The sequence below is a fragment of the Sediminibacterium salmoneum NBRC 103935 genome (assembly GCF_000511175.1).
GTDB classification, from domain to species: Bacteria; Bacteroidota; Bacteroidia; order Chitinophagales; family Chitinophagaceae; genus Sediminibacterium; species Sediminibacterium salmoneum.
Window position 1 is genome coordinate 58,178 of sequence record NZ_KI866530.1, and the last position, 22,313, is coordinate 80,490.

Genomic DNA, 22,313 nt, shown 5'->3' on the forward strand with positions numbered 1-22,313 from the left:
AGCCAAATAACTCAGTATGAACTCAAATACCAATACCCGCAAACCTCTGATTGGAATTATCTTAGGCTGCATCTTAGTAATAACTTTTGTTGTTGGCATTGTGTATGCATATCAAAAAAATGATAACCAGAATATTTTAATGCGTGGATGGTTATTGCTTTTCTCAATCATTTATACCTACGGTAATTTTTCTAATTACCGTAAAACCAAACAATCGGGTCAAAGTTGATCTATTCAATTTCGTTTATGAAAAACCATTTGCTTTTCTTTCTACTGATTATAGCTACGCGAATAGTGGCACAGTACCCTACTGCCAATTATCCTGTTTACAACGGAAACGATTTAGGCCTGACTTATACAGCTAAGGCTTCTACTTTTAAAGTGTGGTCCCCAACAGCATCAGCGGTCCGAATCAATTTTTATAAAACGGATTCAGGCGGCGACTCTTATCGCACAGCAGCACTGGAAAAAAAATTGAACGGCGTTTGGCAAATCACCGTCGCCGAAAACATCAAAGACCATTATTATACTTTTCAGGTAAACATGAATGGAGTCTGGAGTGCAGAAGCCCTTGATCCCTATGCCAAAGCCTGTGGTACCAATGGATTGCGTGCACAGGTGGTTGATTTAAAAGAAACCAACCCGGTAGGTTGGGCAAAGGATCAATCCCCCCGGTTCTCTGCTAAAAATGCACAGACCGATGCCATTATTTATGAATTGCATGTGCGCGATGCCAGCATTCATCCGAATAGTGGCATCAAAAACAAAGGCAAGTTTCTGGGGCTGGCAGAAACCGGAACAAAAAATGCTGCAGGTTTATCAACCGGACTTTCACATATTAAAGAATTAGGCGTAACCCATATTCATTTGTTGCCCTTTTACGATTACAACAGTGTTGACGAAACAAAGAACAACCAATACAACTGGGGATATGATCCCGTTAATTATAATATTCCGGAAGGTTCTTATGGTACCAGTGCTTCGGATGGTAAGCAACGTATTAAAGAATTAAAGCATACCATTCAAACGATTCACCTGAATGGATTAAGGGTTATTATGGATGTAGTGTACAATCATACAGCTTTAACCCAGCAATCCCATTTTAATGTCTTTGTTCCTGACTATTATTACCGCAAACGACCCGACGGAAGTTTTTCGGATGCCAGTGCCTGTGGCAATGAAACAGCCAGTGATAGAGCCATGTTTCGAAAATTTATGCTTGAAAGTGTATTGTATTGGGTAAAGGAATATCATGTGGATGGTTTTAGATTTGATCTTATGGGTATTCACGATATTGAAACGATGAATCTGATTGCAGATACCTTAAGAAAGTTAACACCTTCTATTGTTTTATATGGAGAAGGTTGGACAGCGGGGGGATCGCCACTGCCCGACAGTTTAAAAGCCTTGAAGCAAAATGCAGCCAGGCTGAATGGCGTAGCAGTTTTTAGCGACGATATGCGAGATGGTATAAAAGGCAGTGTATTCAATATTGACGACAGGGGTTTTGCAACGGGAAAATTAACCAATGCAGAATCTGTAAAATTTGGGGTAGTTGCTGCGGGTCAGCACCCACAAATAAATTATAACCTGGTGAATTATTCCAAAGGACCCTATACTTCCGGTCCTGCAGGATTAATAAATTATGCTGACTGTCACGACAATCATATTCTCTGGGATAAAATTGCTCTATCTTATAAAGAAGCTTCAGAGCAGCAAAGGGTAAAAATGCACGGATTGGCCTATGCGATAGTATTAACTGCACAGGGTACTCCTTTTTTAACGGCAGGTTCCGAGTTTTTAAGAACCAAATATGGGGTTGAGAATTCATTTAATAGCGGAGATAGTATTAATGCCATTAACTGGAATCTTAAGACCAGGAACTACGCAAGCTATCAATACATTCAGTCTTTGATTCAATTGAGAAAAGCGCATCCTGCATTCAGAATGACTTCTGCTCAGCAAATTGCACAGCACCTGGTATTTCAGGAATATTTGCCTGAAGGGGTTATTGGCTATACAATAAACGGAGCAGCCGTGGGGGATAGCTGGAAAAAAATCTGGGTGGGTTACAATGGGAATGTAACCGCCAAAACAATTGAACTGCCTGCAGGTGAGTGGAAAATTGCCTCAATGCGCAATAGGTCTTCCCTGAAAGGAAATCAACTGTTACTGGATGGTAGTTCTGCCGTAATCCTGTTTCAATAAAACTATTTGTATTTTACAAGATGCATTATCAGGATCCCTTTGTTTATTATCTTAATATTTCAGCAGCCATTATCTTGTTTTTACTGGCATTACCTACGCTGTTGAATAAAAGAGAAGTGTTTAAAGTAAGACTTGCTTACTTCATGATTTTCTTTTCAGTAATTGCCACTTTTTTTATTAATCTGTTTATTTTTTATCCGGAAAATGAAAAGCTGGTTCCTGTTATCTTTTTTACTTTTTTTATACCGCATTTGTTTGCTCCCCTTGTATACTATTATGTAAAAAACTTATTGGGATATAACGTAACAAAAGGGATATACCTGAGTCAGATTCCTGCTTTGTTTTCCTTTTTATTTGGTATTTATTATGTTTTTTCAGGTGAGTATGATAATGCTGTTGTGATTAAGCAGATTAATCAGGGGAATTTTCTGATTTTTAATTTAATCAACCTTTTTACCTTAATCAATACATTGATTTATTGTACAAAAGCCTGGTTGTTTGCCAGCAAGCTTCAGTTAGATTCCGGCGATCCTTTTTATCAACAAACCCGGATTAAAAAAGCCTGGGCAAAAGAATTTGTTGCTTTAATATTTATTAATGTATTGCTTTTTTTATTGATCCTGATTATATCCCATAGCTTTTTTGATATTTCTCAAATTTCCTTGGATTTAATCGTTATGCCTGTTTTCATGATTTTTGTTTATGGATTGGTAGCCGTTAGGAGTGCCATGATGTACAAGGAATTTGAACACCAGTTTGTGTTGTCTAAAATCGGGATTCAAAAAACGATGCAGGAGCAGCGACTTTCCATTGCCAGAGACCTGCACGATAGTCTTGGCGCACACCTCACTTTAATTTCCTCTGTTTCCGATCAGCTTAAAGCATCTGCTTCTGGTTTGGAGGAGGACAAAAAGTTAAGGATAGATTCGCTTTCTGAATATACAGACAATGCTTTATTGGAACTAAGGAACGCCCTTTGGATGCTTCATACGGATGAAATTCAACTGTCTGATTTCAGAAATAAGGTATTGAATTTCATAAACGCAGCCGGGGAAGCTAAAGACTTGATCCGTTTTCATTTTGATTGCCGTTACAGCAACAACGAAGTGATTGATTCTAATATTGCCGTTAATGTTTTCCGGGTAATACAGGAACTAATAAATAATGCAATAAAATATGCAGAAGCTACTGATATCTGGATTGATATTGAGTGCAACGATAAGCGTATGTGCCTTTTGGTAAAAGATAATGGAAAGGGTTTTGATAATGATTCCGAAGGGAATGAATCCTATGGTATTGCAGGTGTAAAACAGAGAATTCAAAACTTGAATGGCACTTATAAAATGATTTCTAATAATGGGGAGGGGACTTCCTTTCAAATACAGGTATCATGGAAATAATTAAATTAGCTATTGTAGAAGATAATGTGTCGGCTCAAAGAGCTTTAAAGGAGAAACTGAATGATTTCCCTGATATTGGTATTCAATTCGTTGCTGCTAATGGTTTTGAAATGCTTCAGCTGCTTCAGTCAGATGCTTCTGTTAATATGATATTGATGGACATTGAAATGCCAGTCATGAATGGAATTGAAGCAACACGACTGATAAAAAACGAGTATCCTCATATTAAGATTGTGATGATTACCATTTACGAAGATGATGATTCAATTTTCAATGCCATTAAAGCAGGAGCGGATAGTTATATTTTAAAAGAGACCAAGGCCGATAAGGTTTACGAAACAATTATTGATACCATGAACGGGGGAGCAGTCATGTCGCCTTCTATTGCGGCAAAAGCCTTGCGCGTACTTAAAGAATACAGCAATGCGGTGCCAGCAAATCAGTTGAAACCCGAAGAAGATGTGCTTTCTTTGAGAGAAAAGGAAATTTTGGAAAATTTAAGTACCGGGCTAACGAATAAACAAATTGCTGAACTCTTGTTTATCTCTGCATTTACGGTAAAAAGACATATTGAAAATATTTACAGAAAATTACAGGCTCAAAACCGGACCGAGCTATTGTCAAAAGCCAAACACAAGGGGTGGATTTAATTGCTTCCTTCCTGTATATTCATTTTATTTTGTTTGTAGTCCAGATAGGCTTTTATTAAAAGAAAAGGGAATCCCGCCCATGCAGTATTACCTATAAATAAGGTAGAGCCTCCTAAAATAATGGAGATATGCATCACCATCATTCTCCCCTTGAACGGATCGTTGCTGATGATAAGTTTTTGTGCAGCAGTCTTTTTATGCAACCAGTCATTCAATACCAATCCTACCAGATTTATCATAAAAAAAATATCTCTGAAGAAAAAGATTTCCAGATTTTTTTTGATGCGCTGGTCGTTTCCCCAATCACTTACCAGGCCAAAGAATATAATGATGAATACAAAGTACACGAATAACAGAAATAGTCTGGCCCAAAACGGATTGGTTGAAATTTCCGGATAGGCTTCCCGGTTTTTTGCATAATAAATCCCTTCAATGGCCGATGCTAATAGCTCTTGCCACCAATACAGGTAAATCAGGTAAAATATGGTACTGTCGCCTATTAATAAACTATAGCCTGGCAATAAGACAGCAAAGAAAAAATTGACTGCCGAATAAAGGGAAAAGGTTGACTTTTTGATAGTTGCAAAATACAATTTTCAGTCTTATGAAAAATGGGCTGAACAGCCCATTGTCCGACGTTTTTTAATGAAGGTATTTTGCCAGAATATTAAATGTTTACAAATGAAATACAATTATCTTAAAGCTTGCCTGATTTCTTTTGGCTTTTTTATTTTTTTAGGTGCATGTACAAAAAGCAACAGTGGCACGTCCAACAATATCAATGCAGAAACCAGTCCGTTTTCAGCTAAAATTGATAACCAGGCATTTCCAAAAGCGGCATTAGAATATACAATGGTAAAGTATATAAGTTCTACCAAGATGTTACAGGTTGTTGGCCAGCCTGCCGACAGGAAAGAGACAATTATATTGACATTAATGCCCTTTAGTGGTAAAGTTCTTACTGCGGCAGATTGGAAACCGGGTACTTATGATTTTGATCCTGTACATGTTTCCAATAAGGAATACCTGGCAAGTGCCGAATACAATAAATGGAATGGCAATGGTTATGATCAATGGTTTACCAGTTGGGATCATGTAAAGAATGGTAAAATCATTATTGAGTCTAATACAGGCACTAAAATTAAAGGGAGTTTCTATTTTGATGCAGTTCTGAAAAAGTCAGATGGGACCTTCAATGCAACGAGCATAAGAAAAATAACAGATGGTGTGTTTGAATTAGATATAAAATGATATTAAATGATTCGCAAAGGGGTGTGTTGATTTGTTAATTATCGGTATATTCAATCCATTAACAATGGAAGAATACTGTTTATGACACTCATTGCTATTTTCTTTCCCGCGCTTTCCTTTTTTCTGAGAGGGAGGATATTTACAGCCTTTATCTGTTTTATTCTTCAGATTACTTTAATAGGATGGATACCTGCGGCAATCTGGGCTGTTATCTCTTTGCAGAATGCCAGAGCAGATAAGCGAAATGCAAAATTAATCAAGGCAATAAAGTCTAAATAGTTCGATAAAATAAAAAAATCTATGTTCTTCAATAACCAGGTTCTGAAAAGCTGCTTTGCTTTGATTCTTTTTTTAGCGGGTCAGTCCTTTTCGTCAAACGCACAGTCTAATCAAAAGCTGCATATTGAACAGCTGAAGGGTGATTTTTACGTGTACACAACTTACAATACTTATCAGGATAGTAAAGTAAGGGCAAACGGTGTTTACCTGGTTACCAAAAAAGGAGTAGTGCTATTTGATACGCCCTGGGATACTACTCAGTTTCAGCCCTTGCTCGATAGTATTTATAAAAGACATCAAAAGAAAGTATTGATGGCATTGGCTACCCATTGGCATAGCGATAAAACAGCTGGATTGGAATATTATCGCAAAGCTGGTATTGCAACCTACACAACTGCACTTACTGATTTGTTGAGTAAAAAGAACAATGCTAAAAGAGCAGAATTTCTAATGCAGAAAGACACCAGTTTTACCATTGATCAATACAAATTCGAACTTTATTATCCTGGCGAAGGGCATACACAGGATAATATAGTTATCTGGTTTCCCAAAGAAAGGATTTTACTGGGAGGCTGTTTAATCAAAGGGGCGAAGGATGATAACCTGGGATTTCTCGGGGACGGGAATACACAGGAATATGCAAATACACTTCTTAAAGTTCAAAAGAAATATCCCAATCCTAATTTTATCATTACTACCCATAGTGACTGGCGGGATATTAATTCTTTAAGCAATTCTATCAAGATGGCGAAGGAACTGAATGTAGAAAAAGCATTGCGTCATGTGGTTTTATTTGGATGGAAAGCAAATGCCAATAAGGATTCCGTTGCGGCGGCCATCAGGGCATTTGAGGCTTTACCCGGGCAAATTAATTTGATTAAAAAATTTGAATGGGGAGTAAACAATAGTCCGGAAAATCTGAATCAGGGTTTAACACATTGCTTTTTGTTGACATTCTCCTGTGAGAAAGACAGAGATGCGTATTTAATTCACCCCATACATCAGGCGTTCACAAAATTATTGCCGAATATTTTAGATAAAGTAACGGTTGTAGACTATTGGGTTAAATAACTTTACAAGAATGAATAAACGCCAATTACAATACCATACCATTGATGAATACCATCAATGTTTTGATGCGGCCATTCAGAAAAAATTGCAGCAACTCAGAATGGCAATTCAAAAAGCGGCTCCTCAGGCTACTGAAGGAATCAGTTATGGTATGCCTGCCTTTAAATTAAAAAAGCCGCTGGCTTATTATGCGGTGAATAAAAATCATATTGGCTTTTATCCAACTCCCAACCCCATTCTGCATTTTGCCAAAGAACTGGCTTCCTATAAAACGTCAAAAGGTGCCGTTCAGTTTCCCTTAGATCAGCCACTTCCTCTTTCATTAATTACAGAGATGGTGCTGTTCAGAGCAAATGAAATATTATAAAACACCCTGCGCTTTCATCCAAACCTGTAAAGACTTGAACCAGTCGGTAGGCTCCTGTTTGTTGTTCAGTCCAAATCCGTGACCGCCTTTCTCCATTAGTAATAATTCTGAAGGAACTTTCAGTGCATCGAGTGCTGCCTTCATTTGTAAACTATTTTCTACCGGAACCGTTTTATCGTCCTTTGCATGAAATAGAAAGGTTGGAGGAGTAAATCTGTTTACCTGCAGTTGCGAAGAAAATTGATCTCTTGTTGCCGCAGTAGCATCTTTCCCTATCAGTTTATTTCTGGAACCTTCATGGCCAATGCCATCCTCCATGCTGATAACAGGGTAAGCTAGTATGGCAAAATTGGGTCTTGCATTTGTGCGTGATCCCTGGTCATTCAGGTTGAGTTGATATTGGGTTGCAAGTGTACTGGCTAAATGTCCGCCTGCAGAAAATCCAATAACCCCAATTTTATCGGGATTTATTCCATACATGCCGGCATTGTCTCTGATATATTTCATTGCAGCTTGTGCATCAATAAATGGCACCCACTCTTTATTAAACATGCAGGTGTCGTTGGGCAATCTGTATTTTAACACGAAAGCGGTAACCCCGATTAAATTGAAAGCTTTGGCCACATCATGACCTTCGTGATTGGCTGCTAAAATAGTATATCCACCTCCCGGTAAAATTAAAACCGCAGTTTGGTTGGTATTCAATTCAGGGGCTTTATAAATGGTAAGGGTAGGGTTGTTAACTTTTGTGTACACTTCCTGTCCCCATTGATTTATCTGTGTTTTATTTTCCAGACTGCATTCTTTTGATTTGGGTATTTTCCCTTTGTATAATGGTATTTCATTTTGTGCCCAGCTACTTGCCATAAAGAACATAAATACTAGCGTAAATGCTTGTTTCATCATATCATTATTGCTCTGAAGTTAAATATAAAATCAGTAAATTACCTGATATCAACTCCTTAATATGAATAAACTGTTTAGCTCTCTAATAGTAGCATTGTTCCTGCCACTTTTCATGTGGGCAGACCATTATCCAATCAATAAGCATATTGATGTATTGCATTATTCTTTTGAATTGCACTTGTCGGATAGTACCAATGAATTAAAGGGTAAGACTCAAGTGAAAGTTCGTTTTGACAAAGAGGGGATAACACAGTTTCGTTTAGACCTTGTTAACGCTACTGTTCACCGACAAGATAAAGGAATGAAGGTGGACGCCATATGGGTAGGCGCTAATTCTGTTTCCTATACCCATGAAAAAGATGAATTGCTGATTCAGTTGGCTAAGCCTGTTATGAAAGGGGAAGAGTTGGTTTTTACCATACAATACCATGGAGTTCCTTTTGATGGGCTCAGGATTGGGGCCACTAAATTTGGTGACCGTAGTTTCTTTAATGAAAACTGGCCCAACCGAACCAGACACTGGTTGCCCACCATTGATCATCCTTACGACAAAGCTACTTCTGAATTTATAGTTACCGCACCTGCTAAATATAAAGTGGTATCTAATGGATTGTTGCTGGAAGAATCCGATTTAGGGAACAATAAAAGGCTTACACATTGGAAGCAATCAATACCTGTTTCCAGCTGGTTATTTGTGTTAGGAGTGGCAGAATTTGCTGTTCAGTATGTGGATCAGTTTGAAGGTAAGTCTATTCAGACCTGGGTCTATTCAAAAAACAGGGAAGCAGGATTTTATGATTTTGCCGCACCTACCAAACAAGTGTTGGAATACTATACCAATTACGTAGGCCCGTTCGCGTATGAAAAGCTGGCTAATATTCAAACGCCAAGTGTGAATGGTGGTATGGAAACCTCATCTGCCATTTTTTACGGAGAGGATTTGGTAAATGGCAAAAGAGATGAACGAACCAGGAATGTGGTAATTCATGAAATAGCGCATCAATGGTTTGGCAATGCAGTTACAGAGTCTACCTGGGACGACGCCTGGCTAAGTGAAGGCTTTGCCACTTATTTTACCTTGCTCTTTATTGAACATGCATATGGAAAGGAAGAATTTCTGAAAGGATTACAGAAGGCAAAGAAGACGGTATTGGATATATCACCCAAATGGCCTAAATATAGTATTGTGGCGGACAGAACTGCCGAAAAAGAACCCGTAACCAATAATTTAACCTATCAGAAAGGAGCCTGGATCTTGCATATGCTAAGGATGCTGATAGGTGACGCCGCTTTTCAAAAAGGAATTCAGTCTTATTATAAAAAGTATTACAACGCAAATGCAACAACCCAACTTTTTAGAATTGAAATGGAAAAAGCATCTGGTAAAAATCTGGAACCCTTTTTTAAGCAATGGTTGTATCAGCCCACAAACCCTGTTATTCAGGCTGGCTGGCAGTATGATGCCAATCAAAAGAAATTGAAAGTTGTATTGAGTCAAACCCAATCGGGCGATATCATTTTTGACCTTCCTTTAGAGATTGCTTATTACACAAAAGATAATGCAAAAGCCAACATACTGAAAGTAACATTCAACAAACAACAACAGACTTTCGAATTTGATATAAAGACGCCGGTTGAAAAGTTGGTGGTTGACCCCAATAATATGTTACTCGGAACCCTTAACTATAAATAAAAACCATTAATAGTCTTTTCCATATAATAGGTTCACAATCCTGTTAAACAAATAATCAGGATGAATTTCCAGCATACCATTGAAATAGATGATTATGGTAGATGCCCTTTCTTTGCTATGGTACATAGAGGAGGTATACCCAAACACAGTTCCATTATGACCATAAAAACTGCCCCTTTTTAGTAAGCAATAACCATAAGCAGCATTGGGTGCAATTACATTGACTTCGGTTAATCTTTTTAGTTGCATTTTCGGAGATAACAATGAGCCCTCAACCAATGCTTCCGCATAGTGCTGTAATTCTTTTGGTGTTGAATAAACAGAACCGGCGGCCCAGATATAAGAGTAGTCAAACACTTCTGTTTGCTCGTCCCCGGCAACATAAGACCCAAGATAATAGCCTTTGCTAAAAGGTCCGGGAAAACTTATACCACTGGTTATTAATCCAGTCCGGCTTAGCTGAAGTGGCTGCACTATTCTATTGTTGATTTCTTTTTCCAATGTATTGCCAGTCACTTTCTCTATTATCATTCCTAATAAAACGGTATTCGTATTGGAATAATTGAATTGGGTCCCTGGTTCAAATAAGAAATTTTCAGTAAAAGCCCAGTTAACCAATTCTGTTGGATCCCATTTCTTTGCCGGATTTTGTTCCATAGCATCCATCCAGCCCTGGATTAAAGTATAATCCGGAATTCCAGTAGTCATATTGCATAGCATCCGGATGGTTATATTATTTGATTTGGGATAGTTGGGAAAATATGTAGACAAAGGATCTTCCAGTAAAACTTTACCCTCTTCTACCAATTGCAATAAAATGGTTCCGGTGAATGTTTTGGTATTGCTCCCTATTCTGAAAGTGTTTTCTTTTGTAATTGGAATTTTGTTGGGAATATCTGATAGGCCAACTGCATAGGAAAGATTGATGTTTTTTTTCTTATCAATAATGATTGCAACAAGTCCTGGTACTTTTGTATTTTGGATGATAGAGTCTGCGATACTTTTTATCTGATTAACAGACTGCGCATTTTCGTCTACCGATATTTCTTTTTTGCAAGCGGATATTACTATCAGAAAGAAAATGATCAAACATCGGAGTGTTTTTAAATCTATTGTTGTTGTTCTCAAATTACCTGGCTTTATTTCTCAAATTCAATAATATGCTCTGACGCATAGGAGTCATCTTCCGGTTTAATTCTTTTTACAAAGAAACGGGCACGTTTTCCTAAACGGGTGGATGTGTATTTTTCTTTGATATCTTCTTCCGTATCGAGTGGTTGTAAAGAAGGATACCATAAAATATAACCAGGTTTCTGAAACAATAATTCAGGTTTAGACCATTGATGACTGTTGTTGCCAACACCAAGATCCTTATTGGGATTGAAGGAAATATAAATTTTATCACCAATCCAGGATTTGCCTTCTACTCTTCCCATTAACATAACCCAGCAATTTAAATAAGTGTTCCAGCTTACAGATGGGCCCCAGTGAAATCCTCCGGAAGGAGAGGAGGCCGGTCCTCCTTTTTCTAACAATGGTATTTGTAAAGATTGTACGGGCTTCCCAAAACTATTATGCGCAATCGTGAATCCCTTGCCATCCCAGCGTTTGGCTTTACCTGCCGGATTGTCTAAATCTTTTAAAGCTATCCTTGCGATGCTGATACATTGTCCTGCTGCTTCCACTGAAGGGTTATAGGTAGAGGGATTATACACGCCGGGATATCCATACTCTCCATAAAACACATAGAGGTAATCCCCACTGGCAACAGCGGAAGGATCGCCTACTCCTCCGGCAAACGTGTTGGAGGTATTGTGGGGTTTCAATATCATTCTTGCATCCAGATCCTCCAAAATAATGCCTTTGTTTTCCCAGGATTTTCCTCCGTCTAATGATTTCATAATTCCGATTCTGCAGACTGCGGCCGGACTTTCCGGTCCTGTTAATCCCTGCGGCCATAGTTTGCTATTCGTATAACCCTCTTTGGTTTTAGGATTATAGGGCAATGTGATAGGATAATTTTCATTGTGATACAATGCATACAATGTTTTTCCGGTAGCATCCTTTTTATCCTGATAAACAGTCTCGAACCAAACAGCACCATGTAAACCTTTTTTACCAATCGGAACATTGGGAGGCATAACAGGATTGATGAATTTCTCCGCAGGATTCTGGAAAACCACACTTGCATTGGGTCCGTCTGAATATTTTAAATCTTTGGCATAACCCCAGAGCGGATCTTCTCCATACTTGCCCGGAAAAATACGGAAGGTATCTCCCACCCATACTTCGGCCATATTGCAATCCACAAAAGAATTGAATACCACTTTTGGGGCTGGGAGCAATTTGAATTTGGGTGCAGGTGCTGTATCTGTTATTCCAAGCCAAAGGGTGGATAACAATAAGAATATTTGCATAAGGATAAGTTGAAATATTTTATATTTATCATATGAATTTAATAAAATTAGTTTCAAGACCCAATCTGCCCGACTCCAGTAAGTTACAAAAAGACTTTCAACAATTAGAAAGCTTGTCAAAGGCAATTGAACTGCATAGCATCTCAGATAGAACAGCAGTAAAAATTGCTGAGGAATTATCTCTTGTTAATATATTTCCAGATAACCATGATAATCTTCAAAAGACTATTAAAAAGGCGCAAGCACAGATATTGAAAATATTGGAGAAAGAAGAAAAATAGTTTCTGTACATCATTATAGAAAACTTTGGATGGTAGTTGGTATGTCCGCTTTTGGTTTACCTATTGGAGTAGCTTTTGGTATGTCCATTGGCAATTTGGGTATGCTGGGGATAGGCCTTCCAATTGGGATGGCGATTGGTATAGGGGTTGGCTCCAGTTTAGACAATAAAGCAAAACTAGCCGGACGTCAGCTTGCTTTTGAAGTGAAATCATAGAAGATGCCTCATGGATTGTCACAAAACCGTAAGTTTTCTTTTAAATCGGTTAATAAGACCTTAAAGCCTGTTAATATAGAACTATCACTACAGATTCCTAGTGGCCATGACGTATTTTTGCAATAAATTATTTTATTGTATATGCAGGCTCCTATCCCACATAATGAAGACGAACGTGTCTGGGCTTTAACTGAATTCGATATTGATTATTCAGATACTTCTGATTTGTTAAAAGACCTGGTTGAACTGGCTGCAAAAATTGCTGGCACCAAAATTTCTCTGATTAATTTAATTGATACCTATACTCAATGGACAGTTGCCAATTTTGGATTACCCATTGATCAGATTAAGCGCGAAGATTCAGTGTGTCAATATACCATTACACAGGATGGTAGTTTTGAAGTAAAAAGCCTTTCTGCAGATGAAAGATTCAAGGATAAGTTTTACGTTGTAGACGATCCGAATCTGGAATATTATTTCGGTATTCCGCTGGCAACTCAGGATGGCCTGAATCTAGGCGCTTTGTGTGTGTTGGATACTTCAGTAAAAACCCTTAGTCCGGAAAAAGTAGAACTATTAAAAATTGTAGCCAAAGAAGTGGTGAACCGCCTGACTACTATCAAGTATATTCAGAACCTGAAGTCTAAAGTGGTTGAGGTAAATGAGAACAATAAGAAAGTAGCTCACGATATCAGAGGTCCATTGTCTGGTATTATTGGCTTGGCTCAAATGGTTACGGAGCATGGACAATCACAAAAACTGGATGATATTCTGGAAATCATGAAGCTTATTCAGCGTGCTGGAAATTCACTGCTGGATCTGGCAACCGAAATTTTAAATGCGGAAGATCAGCAAGCCAAGGGAGTTGTAAAAACAGATGGGTTTACCTTAAAAGCCTTTAAGGAAAAACTGGAAAAATTGTACACCCCTCAGGCTGCCAACAAGCAGATCAATTTAAGTTTTCAAATTAAAGTTGGACAGGAGCAAAAAGCAATTCCCAAAAATAAATTGTTGCAGATTGCTGGTAATTTAATTACCAATGCCATTAAGTTTACTGATCCGGAAGGAACCATTAAAGTTGAGTTGAATATCCATTCCATTACAGGATCGGGTCAAACACTTGAAATTCTTGTAGCAGACAGTGGGGTAGGGTTAACCAATGAAGAAATGGATGCCATTTTAAAAGGAATGAAAACCTCTTCCAGTGGTACTACCGGAGAAAAAGGATATGGTTTTGGTTTGTCGCTGGTAAAAAGATTGATAGACGAATTACATGGTTCCCTGGATATTCAATCAGAAAAAGGGAAGGGTACCAGATTTACGGTGACTTTGCCTCAGTAATACTTTTAAGGGTTTTGTTCCTTATTCAAAACAGTCCATTCTGGTTTTGCTGATCTTTTTTCTGAAAGGATGTAAGTTCAGCATGATATAGCCGCCTCCGTTTAACAGGGCCCACTGCTTCACGATGCCAATATTATGAATGCCGGCAATCAACGGGCCTGCTTTAAATGCAAGACCTGTCCAGAATTGTCCATCTCTGGTAAGTTGCATGGGAAGAAACACACCCCAGTTCAGGGTCTCCCATCTGGGTGTTACGGCTAAAAAGCCCATTTCATTTGTGTTCAGCTTTGTTGCACTGGCTCTGCTGTTCAGGTGAATAATGAGCTGTGCATTAATAAAAAAAGAACCACCCATCCACTTGTCTACATTTACAATGGCCCTTGCCGGATTAACCATATTAAAACTGGCAGGCAGGGTTTGTATTGAGTCGAACAAGGCCGTCATTGAGTCTTTAAAATCTCTTGTGTTATTTACATTGCGCATGATATTGGCAATTCTGCTATCGGAAACATCATCATTGTCCCGGGTAAATCTGCCTGTATATTCACTGTTGGTATAACGCTGCGCTCCAATATCCATTAAGCTGAATCCTATTTTATACGAATAGGGTCTCCCTTCTGATAGCCGGTTATCTTTATAGGATTCGTCGTTGTAAACTATGTATTCCAAACCTGCACTAATGCCCATACTCGTTTTGGATTGTTTTACAAAATCACGGACACTGTTGCTGGTTATGCCGAATTGCTGCAACACATCAATATTGGCAGAATAAGCATACTCTCCAACTCCTGAATAAGCCGTATAACTGGTGTCGATGCCATTGATATCTTCTCTGAACTTTGCTCCGTTCATTCGCATGTATGCTCCCCCCAGGCTTTTGGAAATCTGTAGGGTGGCTCCCACAGTGAGTCGGCTGTTTTCTGTTTCCGCAATGGCTCCTGCATAACTCAGGTTGAGTTCACCCCATCCGCTGTGTTCACTTCTGCCCTGCAAAAAAGGGATATTCCTGTTCAGCTTAAAAAAGCTTTGTAAGCTGGATGCTGAGTCCTGATAATGAAATGCATTGGTTTGAATATGCTGATAAAATTTTCCTCTGAATGCAATAGCAACTGCATGTTTTTTGTTGATGCGATACATGGCGGATAGTAAACTCAGATCTGAGTTCTGGTCTAGTCTTCTATCCTGAAACCCATTGGTCATATATTGTTTGTCTGCCCCCAGATTGGTAATATTCAGGGTTCTTGCATACAGGGTATTTGTATAAAAAGCGGTCTGGGCCAGAGAAGAGTTGAAGATCCCATCTGTGCACACTATTACCAATTGAGGCCGGGTTATTGAAAATGCTGCTAACACCTGCATAGGATGACCCATGCCTGGCCAGATACTGCTGTGCTGTCGCGGCGTTTTTAATCCCCCCGATAACCGTGATGGATAAACAAAAACGGTAAGAAATAGCTTGCTTTGTAGCATGTGTTATAAACGTATAGAGCGTTTAATTATTCCCTTAGCAGCCTACAAAAATAAACCCCTCGTAGAAACGAAGGGTTTTCGATTGCTTGCCAATATAGAGACTCTTTGTATTAATGTTTCGGCTAAGATACAAAAACTTGTTTAAATAACAAATAGTAAAAAATTATATTTAATTAATATTTGCCCTTTTAAGCTATTTAAATAGTAATAATTTACAATTATTTAATATTGCAAATTATTTTAATAATTAAATTGTTCTGCCAGGATACACTTTCAGTGCCACTTCCAGGCAATCCATGGCTTTATTGATGTCTTCCAGATTTAGCACATAAGCCAGTCTTACTTCTTTTTTTCCTAATCCCGGAGTGCCGTAAAATCCGGTAGCAGGGGCCAGCATCACGGTTTGCTGTTCATGGCTGAAAGATTCAAGCAGCCATTGACAAAACTGGTCGGCATCGTCTATGGGTAATTCGGCAATGGCATAGAAAGCCCCACCTGGATTCGGGCAAAAAACGCCTTCCATTTTATTGAGTCGTTCTATAATTAAATCCCTTCTTTTTTTATACTCTGCCTTAGTTGTGTCAAAATAATTAGCTGGTAAATCTATGGCCGCTTCACCTGCAATCTGCGCAAAACTGGGCGGGCTTAACCTGGCCTGTGCAAATTTCATTACCGCATCCAGCACCTGTTGGTTTTTGGTTACCAGTGCTCCGATTCTTCCTCCGCAGGCACTGTATCTTTTACTGATGGTATCCATAATAATAACATGGTCGTCAACACCGGTTAAATGCATGGCGCTGGTTTGTTCTCCCTCATAGCAGAACTCTCTGTATGCTTCATCAGAAAACAAATAAAGGTTATGTTTCAGAATCAGTTCTTTCAACTGTTCCATCTCTGCCTTGCTGTATAAATATCCGGTTGGATTATTAGGATTGCAGATTACAATGGCTTTGGTGCGGGCTGTAATCTTGCTTTCAAAATCAGCAATGGGTGGTAGGGCAAATCCGTTTCTGATAGAGGAGGTAACAGGTACTACTTTTACACCGGCTGCTACGGCAAAACCATTGTAGTTGGCATAGAAAGGCTCCGGTATAATTACTTCATCTCCCGCATCCAGACAGGCCATGAATCCAAACTGAATGGCTTCGCTTCCACCTGTGGTAATAATGATTTGCTGGTGATTTACCTGAATGCCAACAGATGCATAGTAATCAACCAGTTTTCTTCTATAACTTTCATTTCCTGCACTATGGCTGTATTCCAAAACTTTGAAGTCACTGTTCCTTACTGCATCCAGCACCATTTTAGGTGTTTCAATATCGGGTTGCCCGATATTCAGATGATATACTTTCGTGCCTCTTTTTTTAGCGGCTTCTGCGTAGGGTACTAATTTTCTGATGGGTGATGCCGGCATGGCATTACCACGATTACTGATACTTAACATATTCCTATTTAAGGTTTTCTACTACTTCTCCTTCGATGGTTAAAATATAAGGTTGATTGGAATGTGCAAATTTTACATCCACTCTTTTCTTGAATACGCCTACTGCTTCTGCGTTATAAGTTACCTTAATGGTACCTGATTTTCCTTTTACGGTTGGGGCCTGGCTATATACAGGTTTGGTGCAACCGCATTCTGCATTGGCAAATTCAATCACTACGGGTTTTGCTGCATTATTGGTATAGGTAAATACATAAGTTGCAGGTACACCTTTTTTTATTTTACCGAATTGGTGTAAGGTCTTGCTGAACTTGATATCGTTTTGTGCAAATACTGCAACAGAACAAAATAATAATGCAGATAAAAATAAAGACTTCATATGCTGGTTAGATTTTTAAATTACTGAATACCTTCTCCGCTGAATTTGGTTTGTTTAATTATTCCACCCGAAATAATGATGTCAGTGAATCTGGTGAATTTGCCCATTACTGAGCCATTGAATTCAATTTTGATTTTAATGGTTTCTCCGGGTTTAAATACCTGGTTGGGGGTAAAATCCGGTGTGGTGCAACCGCAACCCGCTCTAACGCCTTCCAGTTTCAGGTCTTCTTTACTGGTATTGGTTACTTCTAACCAGTAAGATACCGGTTGACCAAATTTAACTTTACCCATTTCGTAGGTTTCGTTTTTAATAGACACTTTAGCGTCCGAAGACTGGGCCATGGTGCCCAATGAAAAACCCAGGAATCCTAATAATACAATCCAAATTCTCATACTTGTGCAATTAGGTGGTAAAAGTACTAAAATTGACCGCTTATTGTTGATTGGTTGAGTTATTAACCCGTTAATTTCCAATTAAACTAATTATTGTTAGTCTATTCCATTCCTAATCCTATTTTTGTTGTATGGAATCAACCGCTTCATTACAATACAAAGACGATATGTTGTCTTTCGAAGGTTTTAGACAAACCGTTCTGGAAGATTATAGAACCGCCGTAATCAGTAGAGAAGTAAGCCTCTTAGGCCGAAGAGAAGTATTAACCGGCAAAGCCAAATTCGGAATTTTCGGAGATGGTAAAGAAGTCCCTCAACTGGCCATGGCCAAGTTTTTTCAGCCAGGTGATTTCAGAAGCGGTTACTACCGTGATCAGACATTCATGTTTGCAGCTGGTCTGGCAAGTGTTGAGCAATATTTTGCTCAATTGTATGCCGATCCGGACGTAAAGAATGATCCTTTTAGTGCAGGTCGTCAGATGAATGCCCATTTTGCTACCAAACTGGTAGACGAGAACGGAAACTGGTTAGACCTTGCCAACCGCAAAAATGTGTCGGCAGATATGGCACCTACTGCTTCTCAGATGCCCCGGGGATTAGGATTGGCCTTTGCTTCCAAATGCTTCAGACAGAATGCCCATTTAAGAGAAATGGATCATCTGAGCCATAATGGAAATGAAGTTTGTTTTACTACCATTGGAGATGCCAGTACCAGTGAAGGACATTTCTGGGAAACCATGAATGCGGCTGCTGTATTACAGGTTCCATTAGCGGTTTTTGTTTGGGATGATGGATATGGCATTTCTGTTCCCAAGAATTTCCAAACCACGAAGGGTTCAATATCGGAAGCCCTAAGAGGACTAGAGAAAATGGAAGATACCAATGGTATCCGTATTTATAAATTAAAGGCATGGGATTATGCTGGTCTTTGTCAAGCTTTTGAAGAAGGAATCCAGCGAATCAGGGATACCCACGTGCCAGTGTTGTTTCATGTGGAAGAAGTAACACAACCACAGGGACATTCTACCAGCGGAAGCCATGAAAGGTATAAGACGCCCGAAAGACTCGCCTGGGAAAAGGAATGGGATTGCATTAAGAAAATGAAAGAGTGGATGTTGGCCAATAACCTAAGCAATGAATCTGAATTATCGGATATAGAAGCACAGGCCAAGGATTATGTAAGGGAAAGCCGTCAGCGTGCATGGGATAAATACATCAATCCTATTAAAGATCAAGCGGCCAATGCGGGTACTTTATTAAAGGAAATGATGGTAAGCGATATGGATAAGTACAATCGTTTACAGCAAATGGCCAATGAATTATTGCAGAGCAAAGAGCCTCTACGCAGAGATGTGTTGAGGACATTATCGTTGGCCATTGAACTGGCTCCGGAATCTCCCTCTATTCAGGATGTGCAATTGTATTATCAGGAACTACTTAACCTTAACAAAGGATTGTACAATACCCATTTATACAATCAAACCATTAAGAGTGCTTTAAAAGTGCCCGAAATAAAACCCCTGATTTCTTTTGATGCGCCTACAGTAAATGGATTTGAAGTGCTGAACAAATATTTTGATGCACTCTTTACACAGAATCCGAAAGTATATGCATTCGGTGAAGACGTTGGATATATCGGAGACGTTAATCAAGGCTTTGCTGGTTTGCAGGAAAAGCACGGAAGAGACCGCATTTTTGATACAGGTATACGAGAGCTGACCATCATGGGACAGGCTGTGGGTATGGCTTTGCGCGGATTAAGACCTATTGCGGAAATTCAATATTTAGATTATCTGTTGTACGGCTTGCAAATTTTGAGTGATGATGTGGCTACAACTCATTTCAGAACCAAGGGGCAGCAATGTTGTCCGGTTATCGTAAGAACCAGGGGTCATCGTTTGGAAGGTATCTGGCATAGCGGATCACCCATGGGTATGATCATTAATTCGTTGAGAGGCATGTATGTTTGTGTGCCAAGAAATATGGTACAGGCAGTTGGTATGTACAATACTTTATTGTCATCAAACGACCCTGCATTGGTGATTGAGTGTTTGAATGGTTATCGTCTGAAAGAAAAATTGCCTGCGAACTTGCTGGAGTATACGGTGCCATTGGGTATCCCTGAAGTGATCAGAACCGGGGAGGACATTACCATTGTTTCATATGGTTCAACCTTGCGGATTATTCAGGACGCTACTGAGCGTCTTGCTGCTGAAGGAATCAGTTGTGAAGTAATTGACGTTCAGACTTTACTTCCATTCGATATCAACCATATGATTCTAGAATCATTAAAAAAGACAAATCGTATTTTGTTTGTAGACGAAGACGTACCAGGTGGCGCAGCCGCTTATATGTATAATCAGGTTATTGAAGAACAGAAAGCATTCCAGTGGCTGGATGTGAGTCCGAGAACTTTAACGGCTCAGGCGCACCGTCCCAGTTACGGAAGTGATGGAGATTATTTCAGTAAGCCCAATGCAGAAGATGTGATAAGGGTGGTAAGGGAAATGATTAGCGAGTAATTTTTTTGTATGAAATCATATAGTAATGCTATTATAATAGCCCTCGCTATTGTAGTAGGTGCATTCGTAATTGGAAGTGCCTATAAGTATAAATTCATTAGCTCCGAAACCATTGTGGTTACAGGGTTGGCCGAGAAGGACTTTACCAGTGATCAGATTGTTTGGAAAGGTCAGTATAGCAGAACTGGCTTTGACCTGAAAGAAGCCTATACGCAGATAAAATCGGATGAGGCTGTTATTAAAGCGTATCTGAAGGAGAAAGGAATTCCCGATTCCAATATGGTTTTTTTAGCCGTTGATGTGGTTAAGAATTTTAATTATGAAAATGGCCCCAACGGAACATCCAAATCTGTATTTAGCGGTTACACTTTAACGGGTGGGGTAAAAGTAGATTCCCGTCAGATTCAGTTGGTAGAAAAAGTGTCCAGAGAAGTAACCGAACTCTTGCAGAAAGGAATTGAATTCAGTTCTAACAAGCCCAGTTATTATTACAGCAAACTAAATGAATTGAAAATTGATTTACTGGCCAAAGCGGCAGAAGATGCTAAATTAAGAGCAGAGACCATTGCAAAGAGTTCTGATGTAGGCTTGGGCTCATTGAAGAAAGCCAATATGGGTGTATTTCAGATTACCGGGAAAAATGACAATGAAGATTACAGTTACGGAGGTTCCTTCAATACCAGTTCCAAAGAAAAAACGGCATCCATTACCTTAAAAGTAGAATACCTGGCCAAATAATATTTACAGGGTAAACAGAATGAAAATCTTTTCGCTTTAAGGATAGAATAAATTTTGCAGAGCTGCGTGGGGTACCATGCAGCTTTCTTTTTTCCCGAACCATTTGTATCGGTTCCGAGCAATGATACTGTACACCCCATCCCTAATGAATCGGGGTACAAGGATCAATGCATAGAGCAGGGGCCAGGCGCCGGATAATTTTCTGGCTACTTTTAATGCGCCAGTCGATTTAGTGAAAATCTGATTGTTCTCCAGTAAAATAAAGGAACTGAGTTCGCTGGGTGGTAAATGGAATTGCTTTAAAATCTGCTGGCCAAAACTGCCTTGCAGCGAGGCAAATCGAAACTGTTGTTGAGGATCTGCTGCAATAATTTTCTGCACACTGCCATTGCATAAATTACAAACCCCGTCAAATAAAATAACGGGGTTTGTAGGTATCGTTGATTCCATAAATGTATGATTATCCCATATTATGAAAAACCTTGTTTACGTCTTCGTCTTGTTCTAGGCGTTCAATGAGTTTAGAAACATCTTCTGCCTGTTCATCTGTTACAGGAACCGTATTGGTTGGAATCCATTCTAATTCTGCACTGATGGGTGTGATATTTTTGTCTTCCAATGCCTTCTGAAGTTTACCGAAATCGGTGAATGCACAACGCAAAACAATAATCGGGTTGCCATTATCGTCATCGCTCTCTCCCAGCTCTTCTAAACCATGGTCAATCAATTCCAATTCCATTTCTTCTAGATCCTGTCCCTCTGCCTTTAATTTGAATACCCCCATTTTTTTAAACTGGAAACTCACGCTGCCATTGGTACCCATGGCACCATTCCCTTTGTTAAAATGACTCTTAACATTGGCAACGGTTCTTACATGGTTATCGGTTGCTGTTTCAACCAATAATGCTACCCCATGTGGCGCATATCCTTCATATAAAATTTCTTCGTAGTTGCTGGTGTCTTTTCCCATTGCACGCTTTATCGCAGCTTCCACTCGATCTTTGGGCATGCCTACACTTTTGGCGTTTTGAAAACACCTTCTAAGTGCCGGGTTGGTGGCCATATCGGGTCCACCAGCTTTAACTGCAATGACAATCTCTTTACCGATACGGGTAAAGTTCTTAGCCATTTTATCCCAACGAGCAAACATGCTGGCTTTACGTACTTCAAAAATCCTTCCCATAGTATTCGTTTTCGGAGAGCAAATTTAACGTTTAACCTGCTAGTAGCCAAAGATGCCCAAAAAAAGCCCGGCTATTTGTGGTAGCCGGGCTTTGAAGGAAAAATAT

The 22,313-nt window shown here is 39.2% G+C and carries 23 protein-coding genes; 13 read left to right on the top strand and 10 right to left on the bottom strand.

The window, feature by feature from the left end:
• The first annotated feature begins 246 nt into the window (after window positions 1-246).
• The 3 genes from pulA to P767_RS0100415 are packed head-to-tail and all read left to right on the top strand — an operon-like array spanning window position 247 to window position 4,258.
• Window positions 247-2,208, top strand: a complete 1,962-nt coding sequence (gene pulA / locus P767_RS0100405; protein ID WP_026762957.1) for a type I pullulanase — start codon at window positions 247-249, stop codon at window positions 2,206-2,208.
• A gap of 20 nt (window positions 2,209-2,228) precedes the next feature.
• Window positions 2,229-3,608, top strand: a complete 1,380-nt coding sequence (locus P767_RS0100410) for a sensor histidine kinase (RefSeq protein ID WP_026762958.1) — start codon at window positions 2,229-2,231, stop codon at window positions 3,606-3,608.
• Complete coding sequence (locus P767_RS0100415; protein ID WP_037351450.1) at window positions 3,599-4,258, top strand: response regulator transcription factor; 660 nt, start codon at window positions 3,599-3,601, stop codon at window positions 4,256-4,258. The genes P767_RS0100410 and P767_RS0100415 overlap by 10 nt, the downstream gene beginning before the upstream one ends.
• Here the strand turns inward: P767_RS0100415 and P767_RS0100420 are convergent.
• Complete coding sequence (locus tag P767_RS0100420) at window positions 4,255-4,851, bottom strand: DUF6498-containing protein (RefSeq protein WP_026762960.1); 597 nt, start codon at window positions 4,849-4,851, stop codon at window positions 4,255-4,257. The two genes, P767_RS0100415 and P767_RS0100420, sit on opposite strands and share 4 nt — an antisense overlap.
• A gap of 88 nt (window positions 4,852-4,939) precedes the next feature.
• Between P767_RS0100420 and P767_RS0100425 the strand changes: the two genes are divergently transcribed.
• The 4 genes from P767_RS0100425 (at window position 4,940) to P767_RS0100440 (ending at window position 7,226) form a co-directional block, all read left to right on the top strand.
• Window positions 4,940-5,509: a DUF6252 domain-containing protein gene (locus tag P767_RS0100425; protein WP_026762961.1), complete on the top strand. Its 570-nt coding sequence runs from the start codon at window positions 4,940-4,942 to the stop codon at window positions 5,507-5,509.
• A gap of 81 nt (window positions 5,510-5,590) precedes the next feature.
• A complete protein-coding gene (locus tag P767_RS0100430) occupies window positions 5,591-5,788 on the top strand; it encodes a YqaE/Pmp3 family membrane protein (protein WP_026762962.1) in 198 nt (65 codons plus the stop codon).
• Between the two features lie 21 nt (window positions 5,789-5,809).
• Window positions 5,810-6,859: a BlaB/IND/MUS family subclass B1 metallo-beta-lactamase gene (gene bla, locus P767_RS17840; protein ID WP_071840010.1), complete on the top strand. Its 1,050-nt coding sequence runs from the start codon at window positions 5,810-5,812 to the stop codon at window positions 6,857-6,859.
• Window positions 6,860-6,869: 10 nt separating this feature from the next.
• Window positions 6,870-7,226, top strand: a complete 357-nt coding sequence (locus tag P767_RS0100440) for an iron chaperone (RefSeq protein WP_026752464.1) — start codon at window positions 6,870-6,872, stop codon at window positions 7,224-7,226.
• Here the strand turns inward: P767_RS0100440 and P767_RS0100445 are convergent.
• Window positions 7,221-8,132, bottom strand: a complete 912-nt coding sequence (locus tag P767_RS0100445) for an alpha/beta hydrolase (RefSeq protein ID WP_026762963.1) — start codon at window positions 8,130-8,132, stop codon at window positions 7,221-7,223. The two genes, P767_RS0100440 and P767_RS0100445, sit on opposite strands and share 6 nt — an antisense overlap.
• A 61-nt stretch (window positions 8,133-8,193) precedes the next feature.
• On the opposite strand from P767_RS0100445, the gene P767_RS15105 reads away from it, so the two are divergent.
• Window positions 8,194-9,825, top strand: coding sequence for a M1 family metallopeptidase (locus P767_RS15105; protein ID WP_084799794.1), 1,632 nt, complete (start codon window positions 8,194-8,196; stop codon window positions 9,823-9,825).
• 6 nt (window positions 9,826-9,831) lie between these two features.
• Here P767_RS15105 and P767_RS0100455 read toward each other — a convergent pair whose 3' ends face one another.
• On the bottom strand, window positions 9,832-10,914 hold the full coding sequence (locus P767_RS0100455; protein WP_026762964.1) for a serine hydrolase domain-containing protein: 1,083 nt from the start codon (window positions 10,912-10,914) through the stop codon (window positions 9,832-9,834).
• Between the two features lie 50 nt (window positions 10,915-10,964).
• Window positions 10,965-12,242: a hypothetical protein gene (locus tag P767_RS0100460; RefSeq protein ID WP_037351999.1), complete on the bottom strand. Its 1,278-nt coding sequence runs from the start codon at window positions 12,240-12,242 to the stop codon at window positions 10,965-10,967.
• A gap of 32 nt (window positions 12,243-12,274) precedes the next feature.
• Between P767_RS0100460 and P767_RS18060 the strand changes: the two genes are divergently transcribed.
• The 3 genes from P767_RS18060 to P767_RS0100470 all read left to right on the top strand — a co-directional run bounded on the left by P767_RS18060 (window position 12,275) and on the right by P767_RS0100470 (window position 14,079).
• Window positions 12,275-12,523, top strand: coding sequence for a hypothetical protein (locus P767_RS18060; protein WP_051416937.1), 249 nt, complete (start codon window positions 12,275-12,277; stop codon window positions 12,521-12,523).
• Between the two features lie 29 nt (window positions 12,524-12,552).
• Window positions 12,553-12,738, top strand: coding sequence for a hypothetical protein (locus tag P767_RS18065; RefSeq protein WP_051416939.1), 186 nt, complete (start codon window positions 12,553-12,555; stop codon window positions 12,736-12,738).
• 141 nt (window positions 12,739-12,879) lie between these two features.
• Window positions 12,880-14,079 carry a GAF domain-containing sensor histidine kinase gene (locus P767_RS0100470; RefSeq protein WP_026762966.1) on the top strand — a complete coding sequence of 400 codons (1,200 nt, stop codon included), beginning with the start codon at window positions 12,880-12,882 and terminating at the stop codon, window positions 14,077-14,079.
• 21 nt (window positions 14,080-14,100) lie between these two features.
• On the opposite strand, the gene P767_RS0100475 is transcribed toward P767_RS0100470, so the two are convergent.
• The 4 genes from P767_RS0100475 to P767_RS0100495 all read right to left on the bottom strand — a co-directional run bounded on the left by P767_RS0100475 (window position 14,101) and on the right by P767_RS0100495 (window position 17,764).
• Window positions 14,101-15,549: a hypothetical protein gene (locus tag P767_RS0100475; RefSeq protein WP_026762967.1), complete on the bottom strand. Its 1,449-nt coding sequence runs from the start codon at window positions 15,547-15,549 to the stop codon at window positions 14,101-14,103.
• 247 nt (window positions 15,550-15,796) lie between these two features.
• Entirely contained in the window at window positions 15,797-16,993 is a 1,197-nt protein-coding gene (locus tag P767_RS0100485) for a pyridoxal phosphate-dependent aminotransferase (protein ID WP_026752453.1), read from the bottom strand.
• A gap of 4 nt (window positions 16,994-16,997) precedes the next feature.
• A complete protein-coding gene (locus P767_RS0100490) occupies window positions 16,998-17,369 on the bottom strand; it encodes a DUF1573 domain-containing protein (protein ID WP_026762968.1) in 372 nt (123 codons plus the stop codon).
• 20 nt (window positions 17,370-17,389) lie between these two features.
• Complete coding sequence (locus P767_RS0100495) at window positions 17,390-17,764, bottom strand: DUF1573 domain-containing protein (protein ID WP_026762969.1); 375 nt, start codon at window positions 17,762-17,764, stop codon at window positions 17,390-17,392.
• A 131-nt stretch (window positions 17,765-17,895) separates the two neighbouring features.
• On the opposite strand from P767_RS0100495, the gene P767_RS0100500 reads away from it, so the two are divergent.
• Both P767_RS0100500 and P767_RS0100505 read left to right on the top strand, forming a co-directional pair.
• A complete protein-coding gene (locus P767_RS0100500; RefSeq protein WP_026762970.1) occupies window positions 17,896-20,286 on the top strand; it encodes an alpha-ketoacid dehydrogenase subunit alpha/beta in 2,391 nt (796 codons plus the stop codon).
• 9 nt (window positions 20,287-20,295) lie between these two features.
• Window positions 20,296-21,024, top strand: coding sequence for an SIMPL domain-containing protein (locus P767_RS0100505; RefSeq protein WP_026762971.1), 729 nt, complete (start codon window positions 20,296-20,298; stop codon window positions 21,022-21,024).
• A 36-nt stretch (window positions 21,025-21,060) separates the two neighbouring features.
• On the opposite strand, the gene P767_RS0100510 is transcribed toward P767_RS0100505, so the two are convergent.
• Both P767_RS0100510 and P767_RS0100515 read right to left on the bottom strand, forming a co-directional pair.
• A complete protein-coding gene (locus P767_RS0100510) occupies window positions 21,061-21,474 on the bottom strand; it encodes a thiol-disulfide oxidoreductase DCC family protein (RefSeq protein ID WP_026762972.1) in 414 nt (137 codons plus the stop codon).
• 10 nt (window positions 21,475-21,484) lie between these two features.
• Entirely contained in the window at window positions 21,485-22,207 is a 723-nt protein-coding gene (locus tag P767_RS0100515; RefSeq protein WP_026762973.1) for a YebC/PmpR family DNA-binding transcriptional regulator, read from the bottom strand.
• Between the last annotated feature and the right edge of the window lie 106 nt (window positions 22,208-22,313).

Bases quoted from the DNA above. Each gene is read 5' to 3' on its own strand.
- P767_RS0100410 (WP_026762958.1), top strand. From the start codon at position 2,229: ATGCATTATCAGGATCCCTTTGTTTATTATCTTAATATTTCAGCAGCC.
- P767_RS0100490 (WP_026762968.1), bottom strand. From the start codon at position 17,369: ATGAAGTCTTTATTTTTATCTGCATTATTATTTTGTTCTGTTGCAGTA.
- P767_RS0100470 (WP_026762966.1), top strand. From the start codon at position 12,880: ATGCAGGCTCCTATCCCACATAATGAAGACGAACGTGTCTGGGCTTTA.
- P767_RS0100475 (WP_026762967.1), bottom strand. From the start codon at position 15,549: ATGCTACAAAGCAAGCTATTTCTTACCGTTTTTGTTTATCCATCACGG.
- P767_RS15105 (WP_084799794.1), top strand. From the start codon at position 8,194: ATGAATAAACTGTTTAGCTCTCTAATAGTAGCATTGTTCCTGCCACTT.
- P767_RS0100485 (WP_026752453.1), bottom strand. From the start codon at position 16,993: ATGTTAAGTATCAGTAATCGTGGTAATGCCATGCCGGCATCACCCATC.
- P767_RS0100510 (WP_026762972.1), bottom strand. From the start codon at position 21,474: ATGGAATCAACGATACCTACAAACCCCGTTATTTTATTTGACGGGGTT.
- pulA (WP_026762957.1), top strand. From the start codon at position 247: ATGAAAAACCATTTGCTTTTCTTTCTACTGATTATAGCTACGCGAATA.
- P767_RS18060 (WP_051416937.1), top strand. From the start codon at position 12,275: ATGAATTTAATAAAATTAGTTTCAAGACCCAATCTGCCCGACTCCAGT.
- P767_RS0100430 (WP_026762962.1), top strand. From the start codon at position 5,591: ATGACACTCATTGCTATTTTCTTTCCCGCGCTTTCCTTTTTTCTGAGA.
- P767_RS18065 (WP_051416939.1), top strand. From the start codon at position 12,553: ATGGTAGTTGGTATGTCCGCTTTTGGTTTACCTATTGGAGTAGCTTTT.
- P767_RS0100460 (WP_037351999.1), bottom strand. From the start codon at position 12,242: ATGCAAATATTCTTATTGTTATCCACCCTTTGGCTTGGAATAACAGAT.
- bla (WP_071840010.1), top strand. From the start codon at position 5,810: ATGTTCTTCAATAACCAGGTTCTGAAAAGCTGCTTTGCTTTGATTCTT.
- P767_RS0100425 (WP_026762961.1), top strand. From the start codon at position 4,940: ATGAAATACAATTATCTTAAAGCTTGCCTGATTTCTTTTGGCTTTTTT.
- P767_RS0100495 (WP_026762969.1), bottom strand. From the start codon at position 17,764: ATGAGAATTTGGATTGTATTATTAGGATTCCTGGGTTTTTCATTGGGC.
- P767_RS0100500 (WP_026762970.1), top strand. From the start codon at position 17,896: ATGGAATCAACCGCTTCATTACAATACAAAGACGATATGTTGTCTTTC.
- P767_RS0100440 (WP_026752464.1), top strand. From the start codon at position 6,870: ATGAATAAACGCCAATTACAATACCATACCATTGATGAATACCATCAA.
- P767_RS0100445 (WP_026762963.1), bottom strand. From the start codon at position 8,132: ATGATGAAACAAGCATTTACGCTAGTATTTATGTTCTTTATGGCAAGT.
- P767_RS0100415 (WP_037351450.1), top strand. From the start codon at position 3,599: ATGGAAATAATTAAATTAGCTATTGTAGAAGATAATGTGTCGGCTCAA.
- P767_RS0100505 (WP_026762971.1), top strand. From the start codon at position 20,296: ATGAAATCATATAGTAATGCTATTATAATAGCCCTCGCTATTGTAGTA.
- P767_RS0100515 (WP_026762973.1), bottom strand. From the start codon at position 22,207: ATGGGAAGGATTTTTGAAGTACGTAAAGCCAGCATGTTTGCTCGTTGG.